The organism is Gilliamella sp. LMG 34361, assembly GCF_984569075.1.
The window spans coordinates 1,832,675-1,851,070 of the sequence record NZ_OZ474903.1; the positions used below are offsets into that span (position 1 = coordinate 1,832,675).

The following is an 18,396-nucleotide window of genomic DNA, read 5'->3' on the forward strand; positions in this document are numbered from 1 at the left end:
TTTTTAATATATGAATAATAACCAATTTAATTAATAGGATAATAGAATGAAAAAATGTACTTTGATGTTAAATAACCCAGATGGTATTACTCGATATAATGAACCGGTAATCGCGCGTCTTTTTTTCAAAGAACAGCCAATAGATCCGTCTAAATTAAAACTAGTTAATGAGCAAGGAAAAGTTATACCACATCAATTGTTTGATATCGTTTATGATGATACTAATACATTAATCTCTGCTTGCTCAATCGCCTTTATAGTAACCAATTTAGAGCAGTTAGTTGAAAATTATACTTTGTTTCTTGATGAAAAAACGTCAATAAGCAATGTAAGTGGCATAAAACAACTAGAGCCAACTTTAAATGATGGTGTAAAACGACTTGATACAGGGCATTATATTTTAGAATTATGTCGTGGTACTGCAGACGGGACATCATATGGGAAATGGGGTATTCGTTACTTTTCTGCTAAAGCAGAAGGTCGTAATTTGATTAAAGATTGCTCTAATGCTATAGGTGGTTTTTATGGACCCTTTTTTACTCCTGCCAATGGATTAATTAATCCGCCTGAGCATACCATCGTAGAGTGTGAAACAGAAGTTGAAGGTCCAATTTATTGTCGTTATCGTTTTAATGGTAAAATCCCTAATGGCTTAGATCCAGCTTTGCATGATAAATCATTTTCAATTGTTTGGGAGTTTTTCTATCAATCACCATGGTTTAGGCGTACTTATTATGTTGATGATTTTGAAACTTCTGTTGATGGTATGCCGGTCATAAATAAGATCACCGTTGGTGATGAGTATGAAAGTGGTAAAAATAATGTGGTATTTTCTCGTTTTGCTAGCTATGGCGGTACATTTTATCGTCAAGGTGATCTTTATGCCAATATTCTAGCTGATGAAGTTAATCGAATTTTATCGCAACCACTAGATCAACTTCCACCAAATGCAAGACTCTATCGAGAGTCCATTGGTGATAATATTAATGCAGTTTCTTGGGATTTCTTCTGGCGCCTATTTTGTGTTAAAGAAGGTATTTTAAGTGATGAAGAAATAAAATCACACGTTAAAACTATTCTGCGTAAAGCTCATCATGTTGTGCATAATAGCGCTCGAAACAAAGAAGTATTATTTGCTAAAGATGTAGATGTTAATAGTGTGCCAGAACAAACGATTTTTCCACTTGCTGCAAATAAAACGGCTGAAATAAATCCCGAATCAGGTTATGCTATGGTTTGGTATACGAGTAATATTGTCGGACGTTATCAAATTGTTCAACGTAAAGATTCCGGTTGGGTTAATTGGGGTACTAATGGTGAAAATGAGTATCCAGAATTACCTACCGGTTCAACGATTTATACTGCATATGGTCAATTTGATGATTGGCAGAAGCAAGCCGATAGTATGGAAAAAAATATTGATGTCAAACAAGGGTTAATCGAAGATGAATGACATAAAGATTGTTGCAATAGGTGAATTTTTATGGGATTGTTTACCTAATGGGAAAAAGATTGGCGGAGCTGCCGCCAACTTTTGTTATCATGCTAAATCAGCTGGAGCAAATGCAATATTAGTTTCAGCAATTGGCGATGACGACAATGGTAGAGAATTACGTGAACAGATTGAAAAACTGCAAATCCCACAACAAATTCAAATATCTGCAAATTATCCAACTGGAACGGTATTAGTTAAATTAGATTCAGCCGGTAAACCCACTTATGATATTGTTAATCCTGTTGCTTGGGATGATATTCAATTAACAGATCAATTATTAGAACTTATTCAGCAAGATGATTTAGATGCAATCTATTTCGGCAGTTTAATTCAACGCAATATACATAATCACGAATTATTGCAAAAGATTGTTAATCATCGATCACAACGAAGCAAAATTATTGTTGATATTAATTTACGTCAAAATCATTATAATCATGCAACTTTACTTCTTTGCATCGAACATGCCAATATTTTGAAGTTAAATGATGAAGAATTACCAATTGTTGCTGATTTTTTGAAGATAAAAGCTGATCCGCAAGCGCTTTTCAATTATCTAAATCAACATTATCAACTTGAGTTATTAATTTATACCTGTGGTAGTGAAGGTAGTCATCTTATTACCCAAAATGAACAGAATCATTGTCCTGCTGAAAAAATCACCCCAATTGATACTGTTGGTGCTGGTGATTCATTTATGGCAATAAGCAGCGTGCTATATTTAAAAGGCAAACAATTACAAGAAATCAATAGTAAAGCCAATCACATCGCTGCATATGTTTGTACTCAAAGCGGCCCGATGCCTATTATACCGCAAACATATTTAACCGAATTATAATCTGTTTTGAGACCTAGCTTTTTAATTAGTGAATAATAGCTAGGTCATAACTATTATTTTCATATTCGATTACAACATCGTTTTATTGATTCCTAATCAAAAATAATCACTAAAAAGGCTATTAATAATTAAAAATAGGCTAATGTCTGTTTTTATTCGTTATGAAATCAGGATGTATTTAATCACTAGAGATAAATCTATTTTTAAATCAAGTTCAAGCCTATTTAAAATCCTCATGATAAGTGATAGTATACTCCGTCTATTTATTTATGTACGCATGTGCGCTTTCGTGTGGCGCACCACTGTTATAAGGATTTATTATGCCAATTATTACTCTTCCTGATGGTAGTCAACGTCAATTTGATAAACCTGTTACTGTATTAGAAGTTGCACAAAGTATTGGTGCAGGGCTTGCTAAAGCCTGTATCGCAGGCCGTGTTAATGGTGAACGTAAAGATGCGTGTGATGTTATTGAGCATGACGCAACCTTATCTATTATTACCGCTAAAGATGAAGATGGACTTGAAATTATCCGTCATTCTTGTGCACATTTATTAGGACATGCCATCAAACAATTATGGCCTAATACTCAAATGGCTATCGGGCCTACCATTGATAATGGCTTTTATTATGATGTCGATTTAGATCACTCTTTAACTCAGGAAGATCTTGATGCTTTAGAAAAACGCATGCATGAATTGGCCAAAAAAGATTACCCAGTTAAAAAAGAAGTAGTGAGTTGGGAACGTGCAAGAGAAGTCTTTTGGGAACGTCACGAACCTTATAAAATTGCTATTTTAGATGAAAACATTCCTAAAGATTCTACTCCGGCACTTTATCATCATGAAGAATATATTGATATGTGTCGTGGACCACATGTTCCTAATATGCGTTTTTGTCACCATTTCAAATTACAAAAAGTTGCTGGCGCTTATTGGCGTGGTAATAGTGATAACAAAATGTTACAACGCATCTATGGAACTGCATGGGGAGATAAAAAACAACTCGACAGTTATTTACAATTTTTAGAAGAAGCGGCGAAACGCGATCATCGTAAAATTGGTAAACAACTTGATCTTTATCATATGCAAGAAGAAGCACCAGGTATGGTATTTTGGCATAATGATGGTTGGATTATCTTCCGTGAATTGGAAGTTTTTGTTCGTACCAAACTGAAAGAATATGATTATCAAGAAGTAAAAGGTCCATTTATGATGGATCGTGTACTTTGGGAAAAAACAGGGCATTGGGGTAACTATAAAGAATTAATGTTTGTTACTTCATCAGAAAATCGTGAATACTGCATTAAACCAATGAACTGTCCAGGCCATGTACAGATTTTTAATCAAGGTCTTAAATCTTATCGCGATTTACCATTACGTATGGCGGAGTTTGGTAGTTGTCATCGAAATGAACCTTCAGGTTCTTTGCACGGTTTAATGCGTGTACGTGGTTTTACACAAGATGATGCGCATATTTTTTGTACTGAAGGGCAAATTCGAAGTGAAGTAAATAGTTGTATCAAAATGGTCTATGATACTTATAGTACATTTGGCTTTAAAGATATCACGGTTAAATTATCGACTCGTCCTGAAAAACGTATTGGTAAGGATGAAACTTGGGATTTAGCAGAAAAAGATTTAGCTGAATGTTTGCAAGAAAATGGCATTGAATTTGAATATTTACCTGGTGAAGGGGCATTCTATGGTCCAAAAATTGAGTTTACTTTACATGATTGCTTAGGTCGAGCATGGCAATGTGGTACAGTTCAACTTGACTTTATGTTACCAGAACGATTAGATGCAACTTACGTTGGTGAAGATAATGAACGCCATGTTCCTGTTATGATTCACCGAGCTATACTTGGTTCAATGGAACGCTTCATGGGTATATTGACCGAAGATTGTGCTGGATTCTTCCCAACTTGGTTAGCACCATTACAAGTAGCGGTTATTAATATCACTGATAATCAAGCCGAATATGCCAAACAATTAACCGAGCAATTACAAAAAGTTGGCATTAGAGCAAAAGCGGACTTGAGAAATGAGAAAATAGGGTTTAAAATTCGTGAGCATACTCTAAAACGTGTTCCTTATATGTTTGTTTGTGGAGACAAAGAGATGGAATCAGGAACAATTTCAGTTCGAACTCGCCAAGGTAAAGATCTTGGTAGCTTTGAAGTGAAACATGTTATAGAATTATTGCTTAATGAAATTCATAGTCGTTCATTAGAACAAATGAATTAATGATAAATTAATTTGGAGGAATGAGATATTAAAGTCAGTAAACGAATTCAGTCAACACGCGCGCACAAAATCAATGATGAGATTACCGCTCGCGAGGTGAGGTTAACCGGCGTCGATGGTGAACAGCTCGGCATTGTTAGCTTAGACGAAGCTTTAAAACAAGCTGAGGAAGCAACATTAGATTTAGTTGAAATAAGTCCTAATGCAGAGCCACCTGTTTGTCGAATTATGGATTATGGCAAGTTCCTCTATGAAAAGAGTAAAGCAACAAAAGAACAGAAGAAGAAGCAAAAGGTTGTTCAGGTTAAGGAAATTAAATTCCGACCTGGTACAGACGAAGGCGACTATCAGGTAAAACTCCGCAGCCTGATACGCTTTCTTGAAGATGGCGATAAAGCTAAAGTTACGTTGCGTTTTCGTGGACGTGAAATGGCTCACCAACAGTTAGGTACTGAAATGCTTGATCGCATTAAAGAAGACTTGGCTGATTTGGCTATCATTGAATCTTATCCAACTAAGATTGAAGGTCGTCAAATGATAATGGTGTTAGCGCCGAAGAAGAAATAATGGTTCAACAAGCTAATTTTTAGTTTGCTAAAAATTACACCATTATTTTATTTTTATTAACAATGCGAAGTGGAAATTTATAAAATGCCTAAAATTAAAACTGTAAAAGGCGCAGCAAAGCGCTTTAAAAAAACAGCATCTGGTGGCTTTAAGCATAAGCAAGCTAACAAGAGCCATATCCTAACTAAAAAATCAACTAAACGTAAACGTCATTTACGTGGTTTAACTACTGTGTCAAAAGGCGATTTAGGTTTAGTAGTGGCGTGTGTTCCATACGCTTAATTTATTGATTAATTATTTAGAGGATATAGTTTATGGCTCGTGTTAAACGTGGTGTTATTGCTCGTGCACGTCACAAGAAAATTTTAAAACAAGCAAAAGGGTATTATGGTGCTCGTTCACGCGTATATCGTGTTGCTTTCCAAGCAGTAATTAAAGCTGGACAATATGCGTATCGTGACCGTCGTCAACGTAAACGTCAATTCCGTCAATTATGGATTGTTCGTATCAATGCTGCTGCTCGTCAATGTGGTTTATCTTACAGCCGTTTTATCAATGGTTTAAAGAAAGCTTCAATTGAAATCGATCGTAAGATCCTTGCAGATATCGCAGTATTCGATAAAAATGCATTCGCTGCATTAGTTGAAAAAGCAAAAGCTGCACTTTAATAGCTTTATAAGAGCCGGGTTATCTCGGCTTTTATTGTTTTAACGATATTTAAGAGTTGATTAATTATGAATTTAGTTGTTTTTCGTTTCTTTTTTAGCTTCGATAAGTTTATTCGTTTGTGAGGCAAATGAGAAACGAAAAATAATTATAAAAGCCTCAGGAGAGGCTTTTTTTATGTAATAAACAATAAGCAGGAGAACTGTATGTCTCAATTAGTTGAACTGGTAAGCAATGCCAAATCCGCTATTGAAAGTGCTAATGATATTAATACTATCGAACAGATTCGAGTGGAATATTTTGGTAAAAAGGGCTATTTTACCATGCAAATGGCGTCTTTACGTGATGTTCCAGCTGATCAACGGCCAGCCGTAGGTCAGAAAATTAATGATGCAAAGCAAGAAGTTGTTGAGTTATTAAATCAAAAACGTCACTTTTTAGAGCGTCAGGCTCTTAATGCAAAATTAGCAAATGAAACCATTGATATTACTCTTCCTGGTAAATCACTTGAATTAGGTGGATTGCATCCAGTAACTAAAACTATTAACCGTTTGGTTGAGTTTTTTGGGGAATTAGGCTTTGCTGTTGAAACAGGACCCGAAATAGAAGATGATTATCATAACTTCGATGCTTTAAATATTCCTGCACATCATCCTGCTCGTGCTGATCATGATACATTCTGGTTTGATGCAAAACGTTTATTACGAACCCAAACTTCTACTGTTCAAATTCGAACTATGGAAAATCAAAAACCACCAATTCGAATTATTGCTCCAGGTAGAACCTACCGAAACGATTATGATCAAACCCATACTCCGATGTTCCATCAAATGGAAGGGTTGTTGGTAGATAAAGATATTAGTTTTACGCATTTAAAAGGTTTATTGCATGATTTTCTTCACTGCTTCTTTGAAGATAATATGGAAATAAGATTTAGACCTGCATATTTTCCATTTACCGAACCTTCAGCAGAAGTTGATATTAAAGCTAAAAATGGTAAATGGCTAGAAGTGTTAGGCTGTGGTATGGTTCATCCAAATGTGTTACGTAACGTAGGTATTGATCCTGAAGAGTATTGTGGTTTTGCATTTGGAATGGGAATCGAAAGATTAACCATGTTACGTTACGGTGTCACAGATTTGCGTTCTTTCTTTGAAAATGATTTACGTTTTTTAAAGCAATTTAATTAGTTCTGGAGATCAAAACATGAAATTTAGTGAAAGTTGGCTACGTGAATGGATCAATCCAGAAATAAGTAGCGATAAATTATCAGATCAGTTAACTATGGCTGGTTTAGAAGTAGATGATATTGAAAAAGTTGCTGGTGATTTTACCGGTGTAGTGGTGGGTAAAGTTGTTGAATGTAAACAACATCCTAATGCTGACAAATTACGAGTAACCAAAGTAGATATTGGTAAACCTGAATTATTGGATATTGTTTGCGGTGCACCTAATTGTCGTCAAGGTTTAACCGTAGCTTGTGCCACAATTGGCGCTGTATTACCAGGTGATTTTAAAATCAAAGCAGCAAAACTTCGCGGTGAACCATCGGAAGGGATGTTGTGTTCTTATTCTGAGTTAGGCATTTCTGACGACCATAATGGAATTATTGAATTACCAGAGGACGCCCCTTTAGGACAAGATATAAGACAATACTTAAATTTAGATGATGTAATGATTGATATTAGTGTTACACCAAATCGTGCCGATTGTTTTGGTATTATTGGTGTTGCGAGAGATATTTCTGCTGTAAACAATATCCCAATGAAAGAACTAAAAGTTGAAAATATCACTCATACAATAAATGATACTTTACCTATTCAGGTTGATGCAGCTAAAGCAGCCCCTCGTTATTTAGGTCGCATTATCAAAAATGTTAAAGTTGATGCTTCAACTCCACTATGGATGAAAGAGAAGTTACGTAGAGGCGGTATTCGTTCTGTTGATGCCATTGTCGATGTTACTAACTATGTTTTATTAGAACTCGGTCATCCAATGCACGCTTTTGACTTAGCTGAGATTGACAAAGGCATTGTTGTGCGTTATGCCAATAAAGATGAAAAGCTTGTCTTACTTAATGGCAACGAGGTTAAGCTTGATGAAAAAACATTAGTCATAGCTGATCAGCAAAAAGTATTAGCAATCGCGGGTATTATGGGCGGTGAAAAATCAGGTGTAACTGCATCAACGAAAGATATTTTTCTTGAATCAGCGTTCTTTTCTCCATTAGCTATAACTGGTAAAGCTCGTGAATACGGTTTACATACAGAAGCTTCTCATCGTTATGAAAGAGGTGTTGATCCTTATTTACAATCAGCTGCAATCGAAAGAGCAACTCAATTGATTGTTGATATCTGTGGCGGTGAAGTAGGGCCTATTACTGAAGTTGTGAATGAAAATGAGCTTCCTGCTCAAGCAAAAATTAAATTACGTCGAAACAGAATTGATCGCATTATTGGCTATCATATTGAAACTCAAAAGATTACCGATATTCTAGTAAGATTAGGTTGTGAAGTTGCCTATAATGATGATAGTTGGACTGTTAAATCACCTAGCTGGCGATTTGATTTACAACTTGAAGAAGATCTAGTTGAAGAAGTTGCCCGGATTTATGGCTATAATAATATTCCTAATGTGAATATGAAAATTGAATCGGTGATGAAACCAAAACCGGAAAATAAAATTTCCTTATCTAGAGTAAAAAATCTACTAGTGGACAAAGGCTATCAAGAAGCCGTAACTTATAGTTTTGTTGACCCTAAAATTCAGCAAACATTACATCCGCAACAACCACAAATTACATTACCAAACCCAATTTCGAGTGAAATGTCGGTTATGCGTTTGTCTTTATGGTCTGGCTTATTAGATGCAGTGTTATACAACCAAAATCGCCAACAATCTCGCATGCGATTATTTGAGACTGGATTACGATTTATACCAGATGAAAGCTGTGAGTTTGGTGTTCGCCAAGAATTAATGTTATCTGGTGTTGTTACTGGAAGTTTATATGAAGAACATTGGACATTACCTAAACAAAATATCGATTTTTATGATGTAAAAGGGGATTTAGAACAGTTATTTATTCTTTTAGGCTGTTTTGATGATATTGAATATAAACGTTCGGAACTTGATGCATTACATCCAGGGCAAAGCGCTGCAATCCTGTTGAATGGCGAAGTTATCGGCAATTTTGGTGTTTTACACCCTGAAATTGAAAAAAAATTATCTTTAAATAGTAAAACGCTTGTTTTTGAAATAAATTTAGATAAAATTAATGGCAAAAGAGTTCCCGTTGCTCATGAGTTATCTAAATATCCGTCTAACAAACGTGATATAGCTGTAGTAGTGTCAAATACAATACCAGCAGCAGATATTATTACTGAGTGTAAGCGTGCTGGTGGTAAACAGCTTATAAGAGTTAATTTATTTGATGTCTATCAAGGCGAAAATATCGAAAAAAACCAGAAAAGCCTTGCTATCAGTTTGATTTTACAAGACAAATCACGTACACTTGAAGAAGAAGATATAACAAACATTGTAAGCAAATGTATTATTGCTTTACAAAATCGTTTTAATGCCCAATTAAGAGAATAATAATTATGACATTAACTAAAGCTGATATTGCAGATCGTCTTGCCGATAAATTTGATATTGATCGTCAAGAAGCTAAAGTCCTAGTTGAACTTTTTTTCGAAGAAATTCGAGTTGCTTTAGAAAAAGGTGAACCAGTTAAACTTTCTGGATTTGGCAATTTTACTGTTCGTGATAAAAATTCACGACCAGGCCGTAATCCAAAAACAGGTGAAAGTGTTGATATCTCTGCTCGTCGAGTTGTCACATTTAGACCAGGTATTAAATTTAGAGAACGAATTGAGAAAAATTTAACACTATAGTTAAACTGTTTTTTAATTTCGCTTTGTATGTATAGCCTTTCTGTTGTTATTACAAGACAGAAAGGTTAATTTTTTATAAAAAAATATTGTAATAAATTGCTAATTAAAGCATAATACTACCCTCTTCAACGGAGGCTCTATGGGTCCTCTTGCAACATCTTTTTGCTCATCAGGTCAGGTCTGGAAGGAAGCAGCCAAAGTAAAAAGTATGTGTGTGGGATGTGGCTGATAGGGTCTCCTCCAAAGAACTAAAACTTAAATCCTACATCAGTTTACTGCCTCCAATTATAGAGTCGATTATTCAATAGCCAGTTAAATTATCCTTTCAAAATTTCATATCAAAGAGGTTGTAGTAATGAAACATTTTTGCGATCATATTTTAAATTTTATTTATCTTGTTAAGTAAAATTATTTATTTTAGAAAAAATAGTAATGAGGAATTATTTATGATGCGAGTTGGATTATTTATCCTAACTAACTTAGCTGTTATGTTTGTATTTGGTATAATTTTAAGTATCTTTGGCGTCAATGCTCATAGTACATTAGGATTACTCATATTTGCAGCAATTTTTGGTTTTGGTGGCTCTTTTATTTCTCTTCTTTTGTCTAAAAGAATGGCTCTAAGTTCTGTAGGTGGGAAAATAATCACAAATCCTCGCAACGCCCAAGAACAATGGTTAGTGGATATTGTTAGTCGCCAAGCAAATGAACTTAAAATAAAAACACCGGAAGTTGCTATTTATCAAGCAGAAGATATTAATGCATTTGCAACCGGTGCGACTAAAAATAATTCTTTAGTAGCTGTTAGTTCAGGTTTATTGGCCGCCATGACTCAAGACGAAGCAGAAGCTGTAATTGGACATGAAATGAGTCATGTAGCTAATGGTGATATGGTGACAATGACACTTTTACAAGGTGTTCTTAATACTTTTGTTATTTTCATTTCACGAATTTTTGCTTCAATCATAACAAAAGCATTAGAAGACAAAAGTGAAGGATTATCAACTTTCGCATATTATTTTATCGCAATGATTTTTGAGACTGTATTTGGTATTTTGGCAAGTTTAATTGCCATGTGGTTTTCTCGTTATCGAGAATTTCATGCCGATGCAGGATCCGCTAAATTAGTAGGTTCTACTAAAATGATTGCAGCATTAGAAAAGTTAAAATTAAGTCATGAACCAAATGAAGAAGCATCAATTTTAGCGTTTTGTATTAATGGTGAAAAGAAAGCTAGGTTGTCTCAACTATTCTTATCACATCCTCCTTTAGAAAAACGTATTGAAGCATTACGTGATCAATCTTATATTGCTTAAAAAACAGTAATTTAAAAAAATCTACGGCAAATATTAACAGTATTTGCCCCTTTAATTGAAATTATAATACCATCCTATTCTATTTTTAGAGAACTACTACTAGGGGAAAAACATTATTGATTAGATGCTGTGCAGTGCATCTCAAAAAAATAATATTTTTATGTCATTTAGTCTGACATTCAATCCGAATATAACAATAAATTGTTATAGTAATGTCGATGAAATTTAAAATAATAAAAAAATGTGTAGGAGTGTTCTAATGAAATGGCTGTACACGACAGTGCAAGGTGATACATGGCATGATATCTAACGTAGTGAAAAATTGATGCATATATTGATTGCTGCTAATCCTATACATGCTAATACACTCGTTTTTAAAGCTGGTATTTAGCTAGTTATACCCGAAACACCAAAGGTAAAAACGAATGCAATAAGGGCGCCATGGGATGATTGATTTAAAAGATATGTTAAATACTGCATTAAATTTTTTATCTAGTGACTCATGACGAACTGGATTAGTTTTAACATATAATGACAAAGATATTACTGCTGATATATCTAACTATATTGAGTCATTTTCATTTACTGAACGTGCGAGAAATGGTGAGTCAGATGATTTAAATATTACCGTCGAAAATACGACGAGGATTTGGTTAAATGAATGGTTTCCAGAGCGAGGAGCGACATTAACCGCACAAATTATCACGGAAAATTTGAATCAACCAAAACTAGTTAATAAAATGGCAGAACGTCACGGATTTGATGTTTTTTTTGATATTGATTATGATCCAGTTATCGATAGATTTGACCAAAAAATGAATCTGACCACGAATTTTTAATCAAAATTGCCGAATACATTGGCGTCAATGTTCATCTATCTCACAATAAAATTATTGTCTATCAAGAGCGACTATATGATGCGCAAGAAGTTTAACTGATACTATACCAAAAAATGAAGACAAATTTATTAATCATTCGTTTCGCGTATCGAGCGCAGATATTTATGCTGCGTGTCAGGTAAAATTTTTGGATAGCAAATCGGAGAAATTGGTTACATATCAATACACGCCAGACGGTAGGTCAGGCGTAATGGGTAAAAACGATTCGAAGAGTGGCGGCGGTATCAAAATTGACCCCTGGGTAGTTGGAGAAGTTAATCACTCATGGTTTGTATCTAGATGGCGGTGAGATTGTTTCAGTTATAAAGACAATACTGCCCGAGTTCAATTTTCAGATATAGATAATATGTGTCATATGATTTGCGAATTTTAGTTAACAACGCAAATAAAAACAAATATCAAGATCTTTCAGATATTGGTTGTAATGCGTTGTTCATCATGATGCCAACCGGAAACAGTAACGGTTTTATTATTGTCTCATTTTATAACGAAAAAAATCTAACCTTCATTGGTTCACTGGATCAAGTTATGCATTGGGCATTCGAAGACTGCACTATTCTTGACTATGCAAATCAACTAGCACGTTAAAAGAGGACGTAAAAGGGTACGTTGATGTAAAAAAAGACATCAACGGGCTTATGTTGAAGCTGCAAAAAATGCAATGATCAAATGCCTTAAAATTGATTTAATCGGTGATGTAACTATTACTGCAGGTGGCACAGTTGTTGCTGAAATTTCATCACAAAACATGAAAATCATGGGAAAATATCATCAATTAGTGATATTAGTACTAGTGCAAATACAGCCAAAGGTGGGTGTTGGGGTCTAATATATGACGTTTCCAATTTAATAGTCTTGGCATTTGATTCTGTATCGGTTCATTTGGTAGTGTTATTTTTAATTTGTTGATTTATCCGAGACGTTAATTGAGTACATTGATTCATTTCCAAATAATGCCAAAACTGCACAACGAGAAGATGAAGCTATGCTTGGTGAGACTGGAAAAGGAGACCCTGGGCGATTACCAAAATCACCACCTGCATCAAAAGACCGAATAATGACGCCATCACATACACCAGATGGCATAGAATCAGAAGATAATGATGGATAGTTTTATTATTTCAAGCGAACAAAATGCACCAGGTATTACTATTGGTTCAAAAGGAGTTAATGAAATTATTCAAAACGTTCGAATGATTCTATCAATAATTAAGGGTTCACTATATTTAGATCGCGATTTTGGTTTAAATCCTGATTTAATCGACATGCCGCAACTGCATGCAGGCTGCATTTAAATATCGTGAGGAAATTACTAATGAGATAGAACGTTATAAGCCACGAGTAAACGTGCTAGAAATTAATTTCACAACAGATAAAAACGATTTAATGAATGGAACATTGTTACCGGTTGTGAAACTTGAGATTAAAAACGGAGTTTTATTATGACAGCATATGATGAATTAAATCGTTTAGATGATGTAAGTTTTACTGATATGGACGCACAATCGATAGAACGACGTATCATTGATAATTATCAAAATCATATATTTGATACTGATGGTTATGACTTAAAGCATCTAGCCAAAGACGATATAAAAAGCCCCAGCGGTAATTTATATAAATATAAATTAAATGGTATATCTGATTATATGATAGTAAACGCACTATCACAGAACGACGCTGACGAGAGGTTCAAAAAAGCACACCACCCCGTGGTCGATATTGTGATTGTTAGCTATTGACCTGCAGTAGATGTCACATCGAGAACATACGCATCATTACATCGAAAATTACTGCAGCAATATTTCAACGATTGTGGAATTGATTTAGAAACAGGTCAAGGCGAAGTGACGGCCGAATCAATGCAAATAGTAATGGATAATTTAGTTAGATCTGGCCGTATACAAATGTTTAATAATGTAAACCGATTTGGTGGATATGCTGGTACCAAAAACAAACCAAAACGCGCTGATACAGTTTTTAATGCTGTTTTGCAAGGCTTAGGTTATAAAGTTGATAAACGAAGATTAACGCGCTCTCAGGGGGCGAGGATATGTATGGTTTATAGATAATGACTCGTGGCGGTTTATATCAAATATAACTGAACAACGTAAAAAAGCAGGAAAAGAGACTCAAGCCAAACGATTGGAAATGATAAAAGAGAATCTACAAGAGCTCTCAGATATAAAATCGAAGATCATCAAGATCGCACTATGTGGAATGATTTAGTCATAACTGTAGACGGGTTACCAATCGATATAAATTGGGTGGGCTATAGACGTATTGCGTGACGACGAACGGGAGTGGTTTGTTAATGAACATCTACCAAATACAGGTGCTAACAAAAACGTTGATAGGTATTTATATAACTGAATATTTAGGATCAATAACACCAAGTGATCTGGGTATATTAAAAAACAGGATCAAATCTGTGTGATGATTGATTATATAAATAGATAATGTAATGGAATATGAATAAGTGGGGTCATGCCCCCACCAGTGATTATTTATGCTCTTTCCATGCTTTATTTATTGCATCACCCATGTTATTTGCGCTTCCAGTCCAAACACAAGCTTTACCTCGATATATGTACTGGACTAACCATGATTTATCTATGAGTTGTTGAGCTGTGAATTGTGGTTGTTCTTCGACGTCTTGAACCTCTTTTACATTTTGAACTATTTCAGTTTTGACCATATCTTTCTCATCAACAACAGGAATATTCGTTTTATCAGTAACTACGATCTCTATGTTATCATTTCTTTTTTTTAGCCGGTCACTATCAGGGTCTTTTTTTAATCCGAGAGCCTCGGCAGCATGATTTAGATATTTTGCGACAGTTGTCGGTTTTGTAGTCAACGCTTTTCTTATGCTATATGTTGTTATAGTTGCGTCAGAGTTTGCAGCAACTTGTTCTTTAACCCAGTTGTGAATTTTTACTGCAGAATCGAATCGTGCTAACCCAGGCATATCATTATCCAATCCCTTTAGAGCTATTAAACGCAGGTTTTCCTGCTCGGCTGGTACATATTCTGAATCAAAACTATCTAATTTAAATTGTTTGTAATGTAATTGTGTTTCATCATCATCATGTCCGAGAATTTCAGCAAAAAACACATCTTCATCAACATTAGACCATCGAGAATCTGATTTAAAATATTTCTCGTAAACTATTCGCGTATATAATGATCGAGTGTCCTTAAATACTCTGCGCTCATCATTAAAAAAATCTTTTGTGAACTGATTTAGATGTCGTGAAAAAACTGAATTTATGACTATTTTATCATTGCGAATTAATCGACCATCTACAACATTATCAGAAATCAATTCATTTATATTTTGTAATGCTGGTAATGAGCGTAACAGTTTTATTTTTTGTATAAATAAATTACTATCAATTAATGTATAGATTTCACGTTCGAAATTTTCATTTTCTGTTCGTTTTTTAACTTGGCCAGAAAACATCACTTTATATTTACCTGTTCTCTTGAATTGCCCTGTTAATATTATTTCTATCATTCGTCTACCAGAGACAGCAGCTAATGCAAATACTAGAGGTGATATTGTTTTACGTTGAACATCATTAAACGTAGTGTCGGAACGCGATAAAATACCATAGATTGCATTTAGATATTTTTGATAATTAATGGTCACAGTGTTTCGTTTTTTATTTTTCAGACTATTATCAGCTTTTATTTTTATGGTAGCTCGTTCATTCTGATCCATGGTTAGATGGTACATTATTTCGTGATTGACTTTAATTTTACTTAAATCATTTAATAAATCTTCACCAATTTTTACATCATCGATTAATGTTCCATTTTTTATTGATTTAGACCATTCTGGATATAATTTTATTAACGTAGTATTTTTTGAATTTGGTTTATATTTATCTATTAAAATCATTCCATTTTTAAACTTTTTTTGCAGTTCTAATAACTGTATTCTAATCTGAGATGGTTCCTCATCTAGCCATTTTTTAAATAGTTCAGCGTATTCATAATTGGCATATTTTTTTACTAATTTATTAAGTTCACTTGTAAAACTATGATGTATTTTGTTATCAAATAGTTTTCGTGTTCGAGATAAATAATTGCTATATGTTTTTAATGTAATGCGATTATTTAATCCTTTTCCTCTAAATTTTCTGCGGTCATTGAATAGAGCATTTTTAAATTTGGTTGCGAGAGCTTTGTATTTTGCCGTTTTCTGACCTTGTGGGATATCTGATTTTTCGAAGGAATCAACATCGTTAATTAATTGATTTATTAATTTATGTAAATGCAATTTTTGATTTTTTTTATTCATAAAAGTATACCTTATATGGGAACATATTTACATCATATCGATAATAAAACAACAAATCAATAAAAAGGGCACATATTTATAAAATGTTTTTATTTTAAAATTCACTTTAAGTATAAATATATTTCCTTAACTGTAATTAAACATGCCCATAAGGTAACATAAATAATAATAAAACGCGCGTTTTATTATTATTTATGTTACCTTATGGGCATGTTTAATTACAGTTAAGGAAATATATTTATACTTAAAGTGAATTTTAAAATAAAAACATTTTATAAATATGTGCCCTTTTTATTGATTTGTTGTTTTATTATCGATATGATGTAAATATGTTCCCATATAAGGTATACTTTTATGAATAAAAAAAATCAAAAATTGCATTTACATAAATTAATAAATCAATTAATTAACGATGTTGATTCCTTCGAAAAATCAGATATCCCACAAGGTCAGAAAACGGCAAAATACAAAGCTCTCGCAACCAAATTTAAAAATGCTCTATTCAATGACCGCAGAAAATTTAGAGGAAAAGGATTAAATAATCGCATTACATTAAAAACATATAGCAATTATTTATCTCGAACACGAAAACTATTTGATAACAAAATACATCATAGTTTTACAAGTGAACTTAATAAATTAGTAAAAAAATATGCCAATTATGAATACGCTGAACTATTTAAAAAATGGCTAGATGAGGAACCATCTCAGATTAGAATACAGTTATTAGAACTGCAAAAAAAGTTTAAAAATGGAATGATTTTAATAGATAAATATAAACCAAATTCAAAAAATACTACGTTAATAAAATTATATCCAGAATGGTCTAAATCAATAAAAAATGGAACATTAATCGATGATGTAAAAATTGGTGAAGATTTATTAAATGATTTAAGTAAAATTAAAGTCAATCACGAAATAATGTACCATCTAACCATGGATCAGAATGAACGAGCTACCATAAAAATAAAAGCTGATAATAGTCTGAAAAATAAAAAACGAAACACTGTGACCATTAATTATCAAAAATATCTAAATGCAATCTATGGTATTTTATCGCGTTCCGACACTACGTTTAATGATGTTCAACGTAAAACAATATCACCTCTAGTATTTGCATTAGCTGCTGTCTCTGGTAGACGAATGATAGAAATAATATTAACAGGGCAATTCAAGAGAACAGGTAAATATAAAGTGATGTTTTCTGGCCAAGTTAAAAAACGAACAGAAAATGAAAATTTCGAACGTGAAATCTATACATTAATTGATAGTAATTTATTTATACAAAAAATAAAACTGTTACGCTCATTACCAGCATTACAAAATATAAATGAATTGATTTCTGATAATGTTGTAGATGGTCGATTAATTCGCAATGATAAAATAGTCATAAATTCAGTTTTTTCACGACATCTAAATCAGTTCACAAAAGATTTTTTTAATGATGAGCGCAGAGTATTTAAGGACACTCGATCATTATATACGCGAATAGTTTACGAGAAATATTTTAAATCAGATTCTCGATGGTCTAATGTTGATGAAGATGTGTTTTTTGCTGAAATTCTCGGACATGATGATGATGAAACACAATTACATTACAAACAATTTAAATTAGATAGTTTTGATTCAGAATATGTACCAGCCGAGCAGGAAAACCTGCGTTTAATAGCTCTAAAGGGATTGGATAATGATATGCCTGGGTTAGCACGATTCGATTCTGCAGTAAAAATTCACAACTGGGTTAAAGAACAAGTTGCTGCAAACTCTGACGCAACTATAACAACATATAGCATAAGAAAAGCGTTGACTACAAAACCGACAACTGTCGCAAAATATCTAAATCATGCTGCCGAGGCTCTCGGATTAAAAAAAGACCCTGATAGTGGCCGGCTAAAAAAAAGAAATGATAACATAGAGATCGTAGTTACTGATAAAACGAATATTCCTGTTGTTGATGAGAAAGATATGGTCAAAACTGAAATAGTTCAAAATGTAAAAGAGGTTCAAGACGTCGAAGAACAACCACAATTCACAGCTCAACAACTCATAGATAAATCATGGTTAGTCCAGTACATATATCGAGGTAAAGCTTGTGTTTGGACTGGAAGCGCAAATAACATGGGTGATGCAATAAATAAAGCATGGAAAGAGCATAAATAATCACTGG

General features: G+C 33.7%; 18 protein-coding genes and 1 other RNA gene. 18 read left to right on the top strand and 1 reads right to left on the bottom strand.

The window, feature by feature from the left end:
• The first annotated feature begins 46 nt into the window (after positions 1–46).
• The 17 genes from AC5LXI_RS08780 to AC5LXI_RS08860 all read left to right on the top strand — a co-directional run bounded on the left by AC5LXI_RS08780 (position 47) and on the right by AC5LXI_RS08860 (position 13,992).
• A complete protein-coding gene (locus AC5LXI_RS08780) occupies positions 47–1,453 on the top strand; it encodes a hypothetical protein (RefSeq protein WP_493441991.1) in 1,407 nt (468 codons plus the stop codon).
• Positions 1,446–2,333 (top strand): carbohydrate kinase family protein, encoded by an 888-nt coding sequence (locus AC5LXI_RS08785; protein WP_493441992.1) that lies wholly within the window; start codon positions 1,446–1,448, stop codon positions 2,331–2,333. Before AC5LXI_RS08780 ends, AC5LXI_RS08785 begins: the two co-directional genes overlap by 8 nt.
• A 320-nt stretch (positions 2,334–2,653) precedes the next feature.
• On the top strand, positions 2,654–4,579 hold the full coding sequence (thrS, locus tag AC5LXI_RS08790; protein WP_086364890.1) for a threonine--tRNA ligase: 1,926 nt from the start codon (positions 2,654–2,656) through the stop codon (positions 4,577–4,579).
• Between the two features lie 27 nt (positions 4,580–4,606).
• Entirely contained in the window at positions 4,607–5,146 is a 540-nt protein-coding gene (gene infC, locus AC5LXI_RS08795) for a translation initiation factor IF-3 (protein WP_065612958.1), read from the top strand.
• Between the two features lie 84 nt (positions 5,147–5,230).
• Complete coding sequence (gene rpmI, locus AC5LXI_RS08800; protein ID WP_065557738.1) at positions 5,231–5,428, top strand: 50S ribosomal protein L35; 198 nt, start codon at positions 5,231–5,233, stop codon at positions 5,426–5,428.
• A 32-nt stretch (positions 5,429–5,460) separates the two neighbouring features.
• On the top strand, positions 5,461–5,814 hold the full coding sequence (gene rplT / locus AC5LXI_RS08805; RefSeq protein ID WP_024496189.1) for a 50S ribosomal protein L20: 354 nt from the start codon (positions 5,461–5,463) through the stop codon (positions 5,812–5,814).
• 204 nt (positions 5,815–6,018) lie between these two features.
• A complete protein-coding gene (pheS, locus tag AC5LXI_RS08810; RefSeq protein ID WP_065578753.1) occupies positions 6,019–7,002 on the top strand; it encodes a phenylalanine--tRNA ligase subunit alpha in 984 nt (327 codons plus the stop codon).
• Positions 7,003–7,018: 16 nt separating this feature from the next.
• Positions 7,019–9,406, top strand: a complete 2,388-nt coding sequence (pheT, locus tag AC5LXI_RS08815; protein WP_493441993.1) for a phenylalanine--tRNA ligase subunit beta — start codon at positions 7,019–7,021, stop codon at positions 9,404–9,406.
• A gap of 5 nt (positions 9,407–9,411) precedes the next feature.
• Positions 9,412–9,705, top strand: a complete 294-nt coding sequence (locus AC5LXI_RS08820; RefSeq protein ID WP_493441994.1) for an integration host factor subunit alpha — start codon at positions 9,412–9,414, stop codon at positions 9,703–9,705.
• A 138-nt stretch (positions 9,706–9,843) separates the two neighbouring features.
• An RNA gene (gene ffs, locus AC5LXI_RS08825) (signal recognition particle sRNA small type) lies at positions 9,844–9,939 on the top strand.
• 212 nt (positions 9,940–10,151) lie between these two features.
• Positions 10,152–11,021 carry a protease HtpX gene (gene htpX, locus AC5LXI_RS08830; RefSeq protein ID WP_493441995.1) on the top strand — a complete coding sequence of 290 codons (870 nt, stop codon included), beginning with the start codon at positions 10,152–10,154 and terminating at the stop codon, positions 11,019–11,021.
• Between the two features lie 1,247 nt (positions 11,022–12,268).
• Positions 12,269–12,508 carry a hypothetical protein gene (locus AC5LXI_RS08835; protein ID WP_493441996.1) on the top strand — a complete coding sequence of 80 codons (240 nt, stop codon included), beginning with the start codon at positions 12,269–12,271 and terminating at the stop codon, positions 12,506–12,508.
• Positions 12,509–12,581: 73 nt separating this feature from the next.
• Positions 12,582–12,749, top strand: coding sequence for a hypothetical protein (locus AC5LXI_RS08840; protein WP_493441997.1), 168 nt, complete (start codon positions 12,582–12,584; stop codon positions 12,747–12,749).
• Between the two features lie 156 nt (positions 12,750–12,905).
• Positions 12,906–13,031, top strand: a complete 126-nt coding sequence (locus AC5LXI_RS08845; protein ID WP_493441998.1) for a hypothetical protein — start codon at positions 12,906–12,908, stop codon at positions 13,029–13,031.
• A complete protein-coding gene (locus tag AC5LXI_RS08850) occupies positions 13,024–13,215 on the top strand; it encodes a GPW/gp25 family protein (RefSeq protein WP_493441999.1) in 192 nt (63 codons plus the stop codon). Before AC5LXI_RS08845 ends, AC5LXI_RS08850 begins: the two co-directional genes overlap by 8 nt.
• A gap of 147 nt (positions 13,216–13,362) precedes the next feature.
• Complete coding sequence (locus tag AC5LXI_RS08855; protein WP_493442000.1) at positions 13,363–13,662, top strand: hypothetical protein; 300 nt, start codon at positions 13,363–13,365, stop codon at positions 13,660–13,662.
• A gap of 120 nt (positions 13,663–13,782) precedes the next feature.
• Entirely contained in the window at positions 13,783–13,992 is a 210-nt protein-coding gene (locus AC5LXI_RS08860) for a hypothetical protein (protein ID WP_493442001.1), read from the top strand.
• Positions 13,993–14,423: 431 nt separating this feature from the next.
• On the opposite strand, the gene AC5LXI_RS08865 is transcribed toward AC5LXI_RS08860, so the two are convergent.
• Positions 14,424–16,229 carry a protelomerase family protein gene (locus AC5LXI_RS08865; protein WP_493442002.1) on the bottom strand — a complete coding sequence of 602 codons (1,806 nt, stop codon included), beginning with the start codon at positions 16,227–16,229 and terminating at the stop codon, positions 14,424–14,426.
• Positions 16,230–16,583: 354 nt separating this feature from the next.
• Between AC5LXI_RS08865 and AC5LXI_RS08870 the strand changes: the two genes are divergently transcribed.
• A complete protein-coding gene (locus tag AC5LXI_RS08870) occupies positions 16,584–18,389 on the top strand; it encodes a protelomerase family protein (RefSeq protein ID WP_493442003.1) in 1,806 nt (601 codons plus the stop codon).
• Positions 18,390–18,396 lie beyond the last annotated feature (7 nt).

What these genes read in the sequence shown, in the direction of transcription:
- AC5LXI_RS08780 (WP_493441991.1), top strand. Translation starts at nt 47, where the DNA reads ATGAAAAAATGTACTTTGATGTTAAATAACCCAGATGGTATTACTCGA.
- AC5LXI_RS08785 (WP_493441992.1), top strand. Translation starts at nt 1,446, where the DNA reads ATGAATGACATAAAGATTGTTGCAATAGGTGAATTTTTATGGGATTGT.
- thrS (WP_086364890.1), top strand. Translation starts at nt 2,654, where the DNA reads ATGCCAATTATTACTCTTCCTGATGGTAGTCAACGTCAATTTGATAAA.
- rpmI (WP_065557738.1), top strand. Translation starts at nt 5,231, where the DNA reads ATGCCTAAAATTAAAACTGTAAAAGGCGCAGCAAAGCGCTTTAAAAAA.
- rplT (WP_024496189.1), top strand. Translation starts at nt 5,461, where the DNA reads ATGGCTCGTGTTAAACGTGGTGTTATTGCTCGTGCACGTCACAAGAAA.
- pheS (WP_065578753.1), top strand. Translation starts at nt 6,019, where the DNA reads ATGTCTCAATTAGTTGAACTGGTAAGCAATGCCAAATCCGCTATTGAA.
- pheT (WP_493441993.1), top strand. Translation starts at nt 7,019, where the DNA reads ATGAAATTTAGTGAAAGTTGGCTACGTGAATGGATCAATCCAGAAATA.
- AC5LXI_RS08820 (WP_493441994.1), top strand. Translation starts at nt 9,412, where the DNA reads ATGACATTAACTAAAGCTGATATTGCAGATCGTCTTGCCGATAAATTT.
- htpX (WP_493441995.1), top strand. Translation starts at nt 10,152, where the DNA reads ATGATGCGAGTTGGATTATTTATCCTAACTAACTTAGCTGTTATGTTT.
- AC5LXI_RS08840 (WP_493441997.1), top strand. Translation starts at nt 12,582, where the DNA reads ATGATCAAATGCCTTAAAATTGATTTAATCGGTGATGTAACTATTACT.
- AC5LXI_RS08845 (WP_493441998.1), top strand. Translation starts at nt 12,906, where the DNA reads ATGCTTGGTGAGACTGGAAAAGGAGACCCTGGGCGATTACCAAAATCA.
- AC5LXI_RS08850 (WP_493441999.1), top strand. Translation starts at nt 13,024, where the DNA reads ATGGATAGTTTTATTATTTCAAGCGAACAAAATGCACCAGGTATTACT.
- AC5LXI_RS08855 (WP_493442000.1), top strand. Translation starts at nt 13,363, where the DNA reads ATGACAGCATATGATGAATTAAATCGTTTAGATGATGTAAGTTTTACT.
- AC5LXI_RS08860 (WP_493442001.1), top strand. Translation starts at nt 13,783, where the DNA reads ATGCAAATAGTAATGGATAATTTAGTTAGATCTGGCCGTATACAAATG.
- AC5LXI_RS08865 (WP_493442002.1), bottom strand. Translation starts at nt 16,229, where the DNA reads ATGAATAAAAAAAATCAAAAATTGCATTTACATAAATTAATAAATCAA.
- AC5LXI_RS08870 (WP_493442003.1), top strand. Translation starts at nt 16,584, where the DNA reads ATGAATAAAAAAAATCAAAAATTGCATTTACATAAATTAATAAATCAA.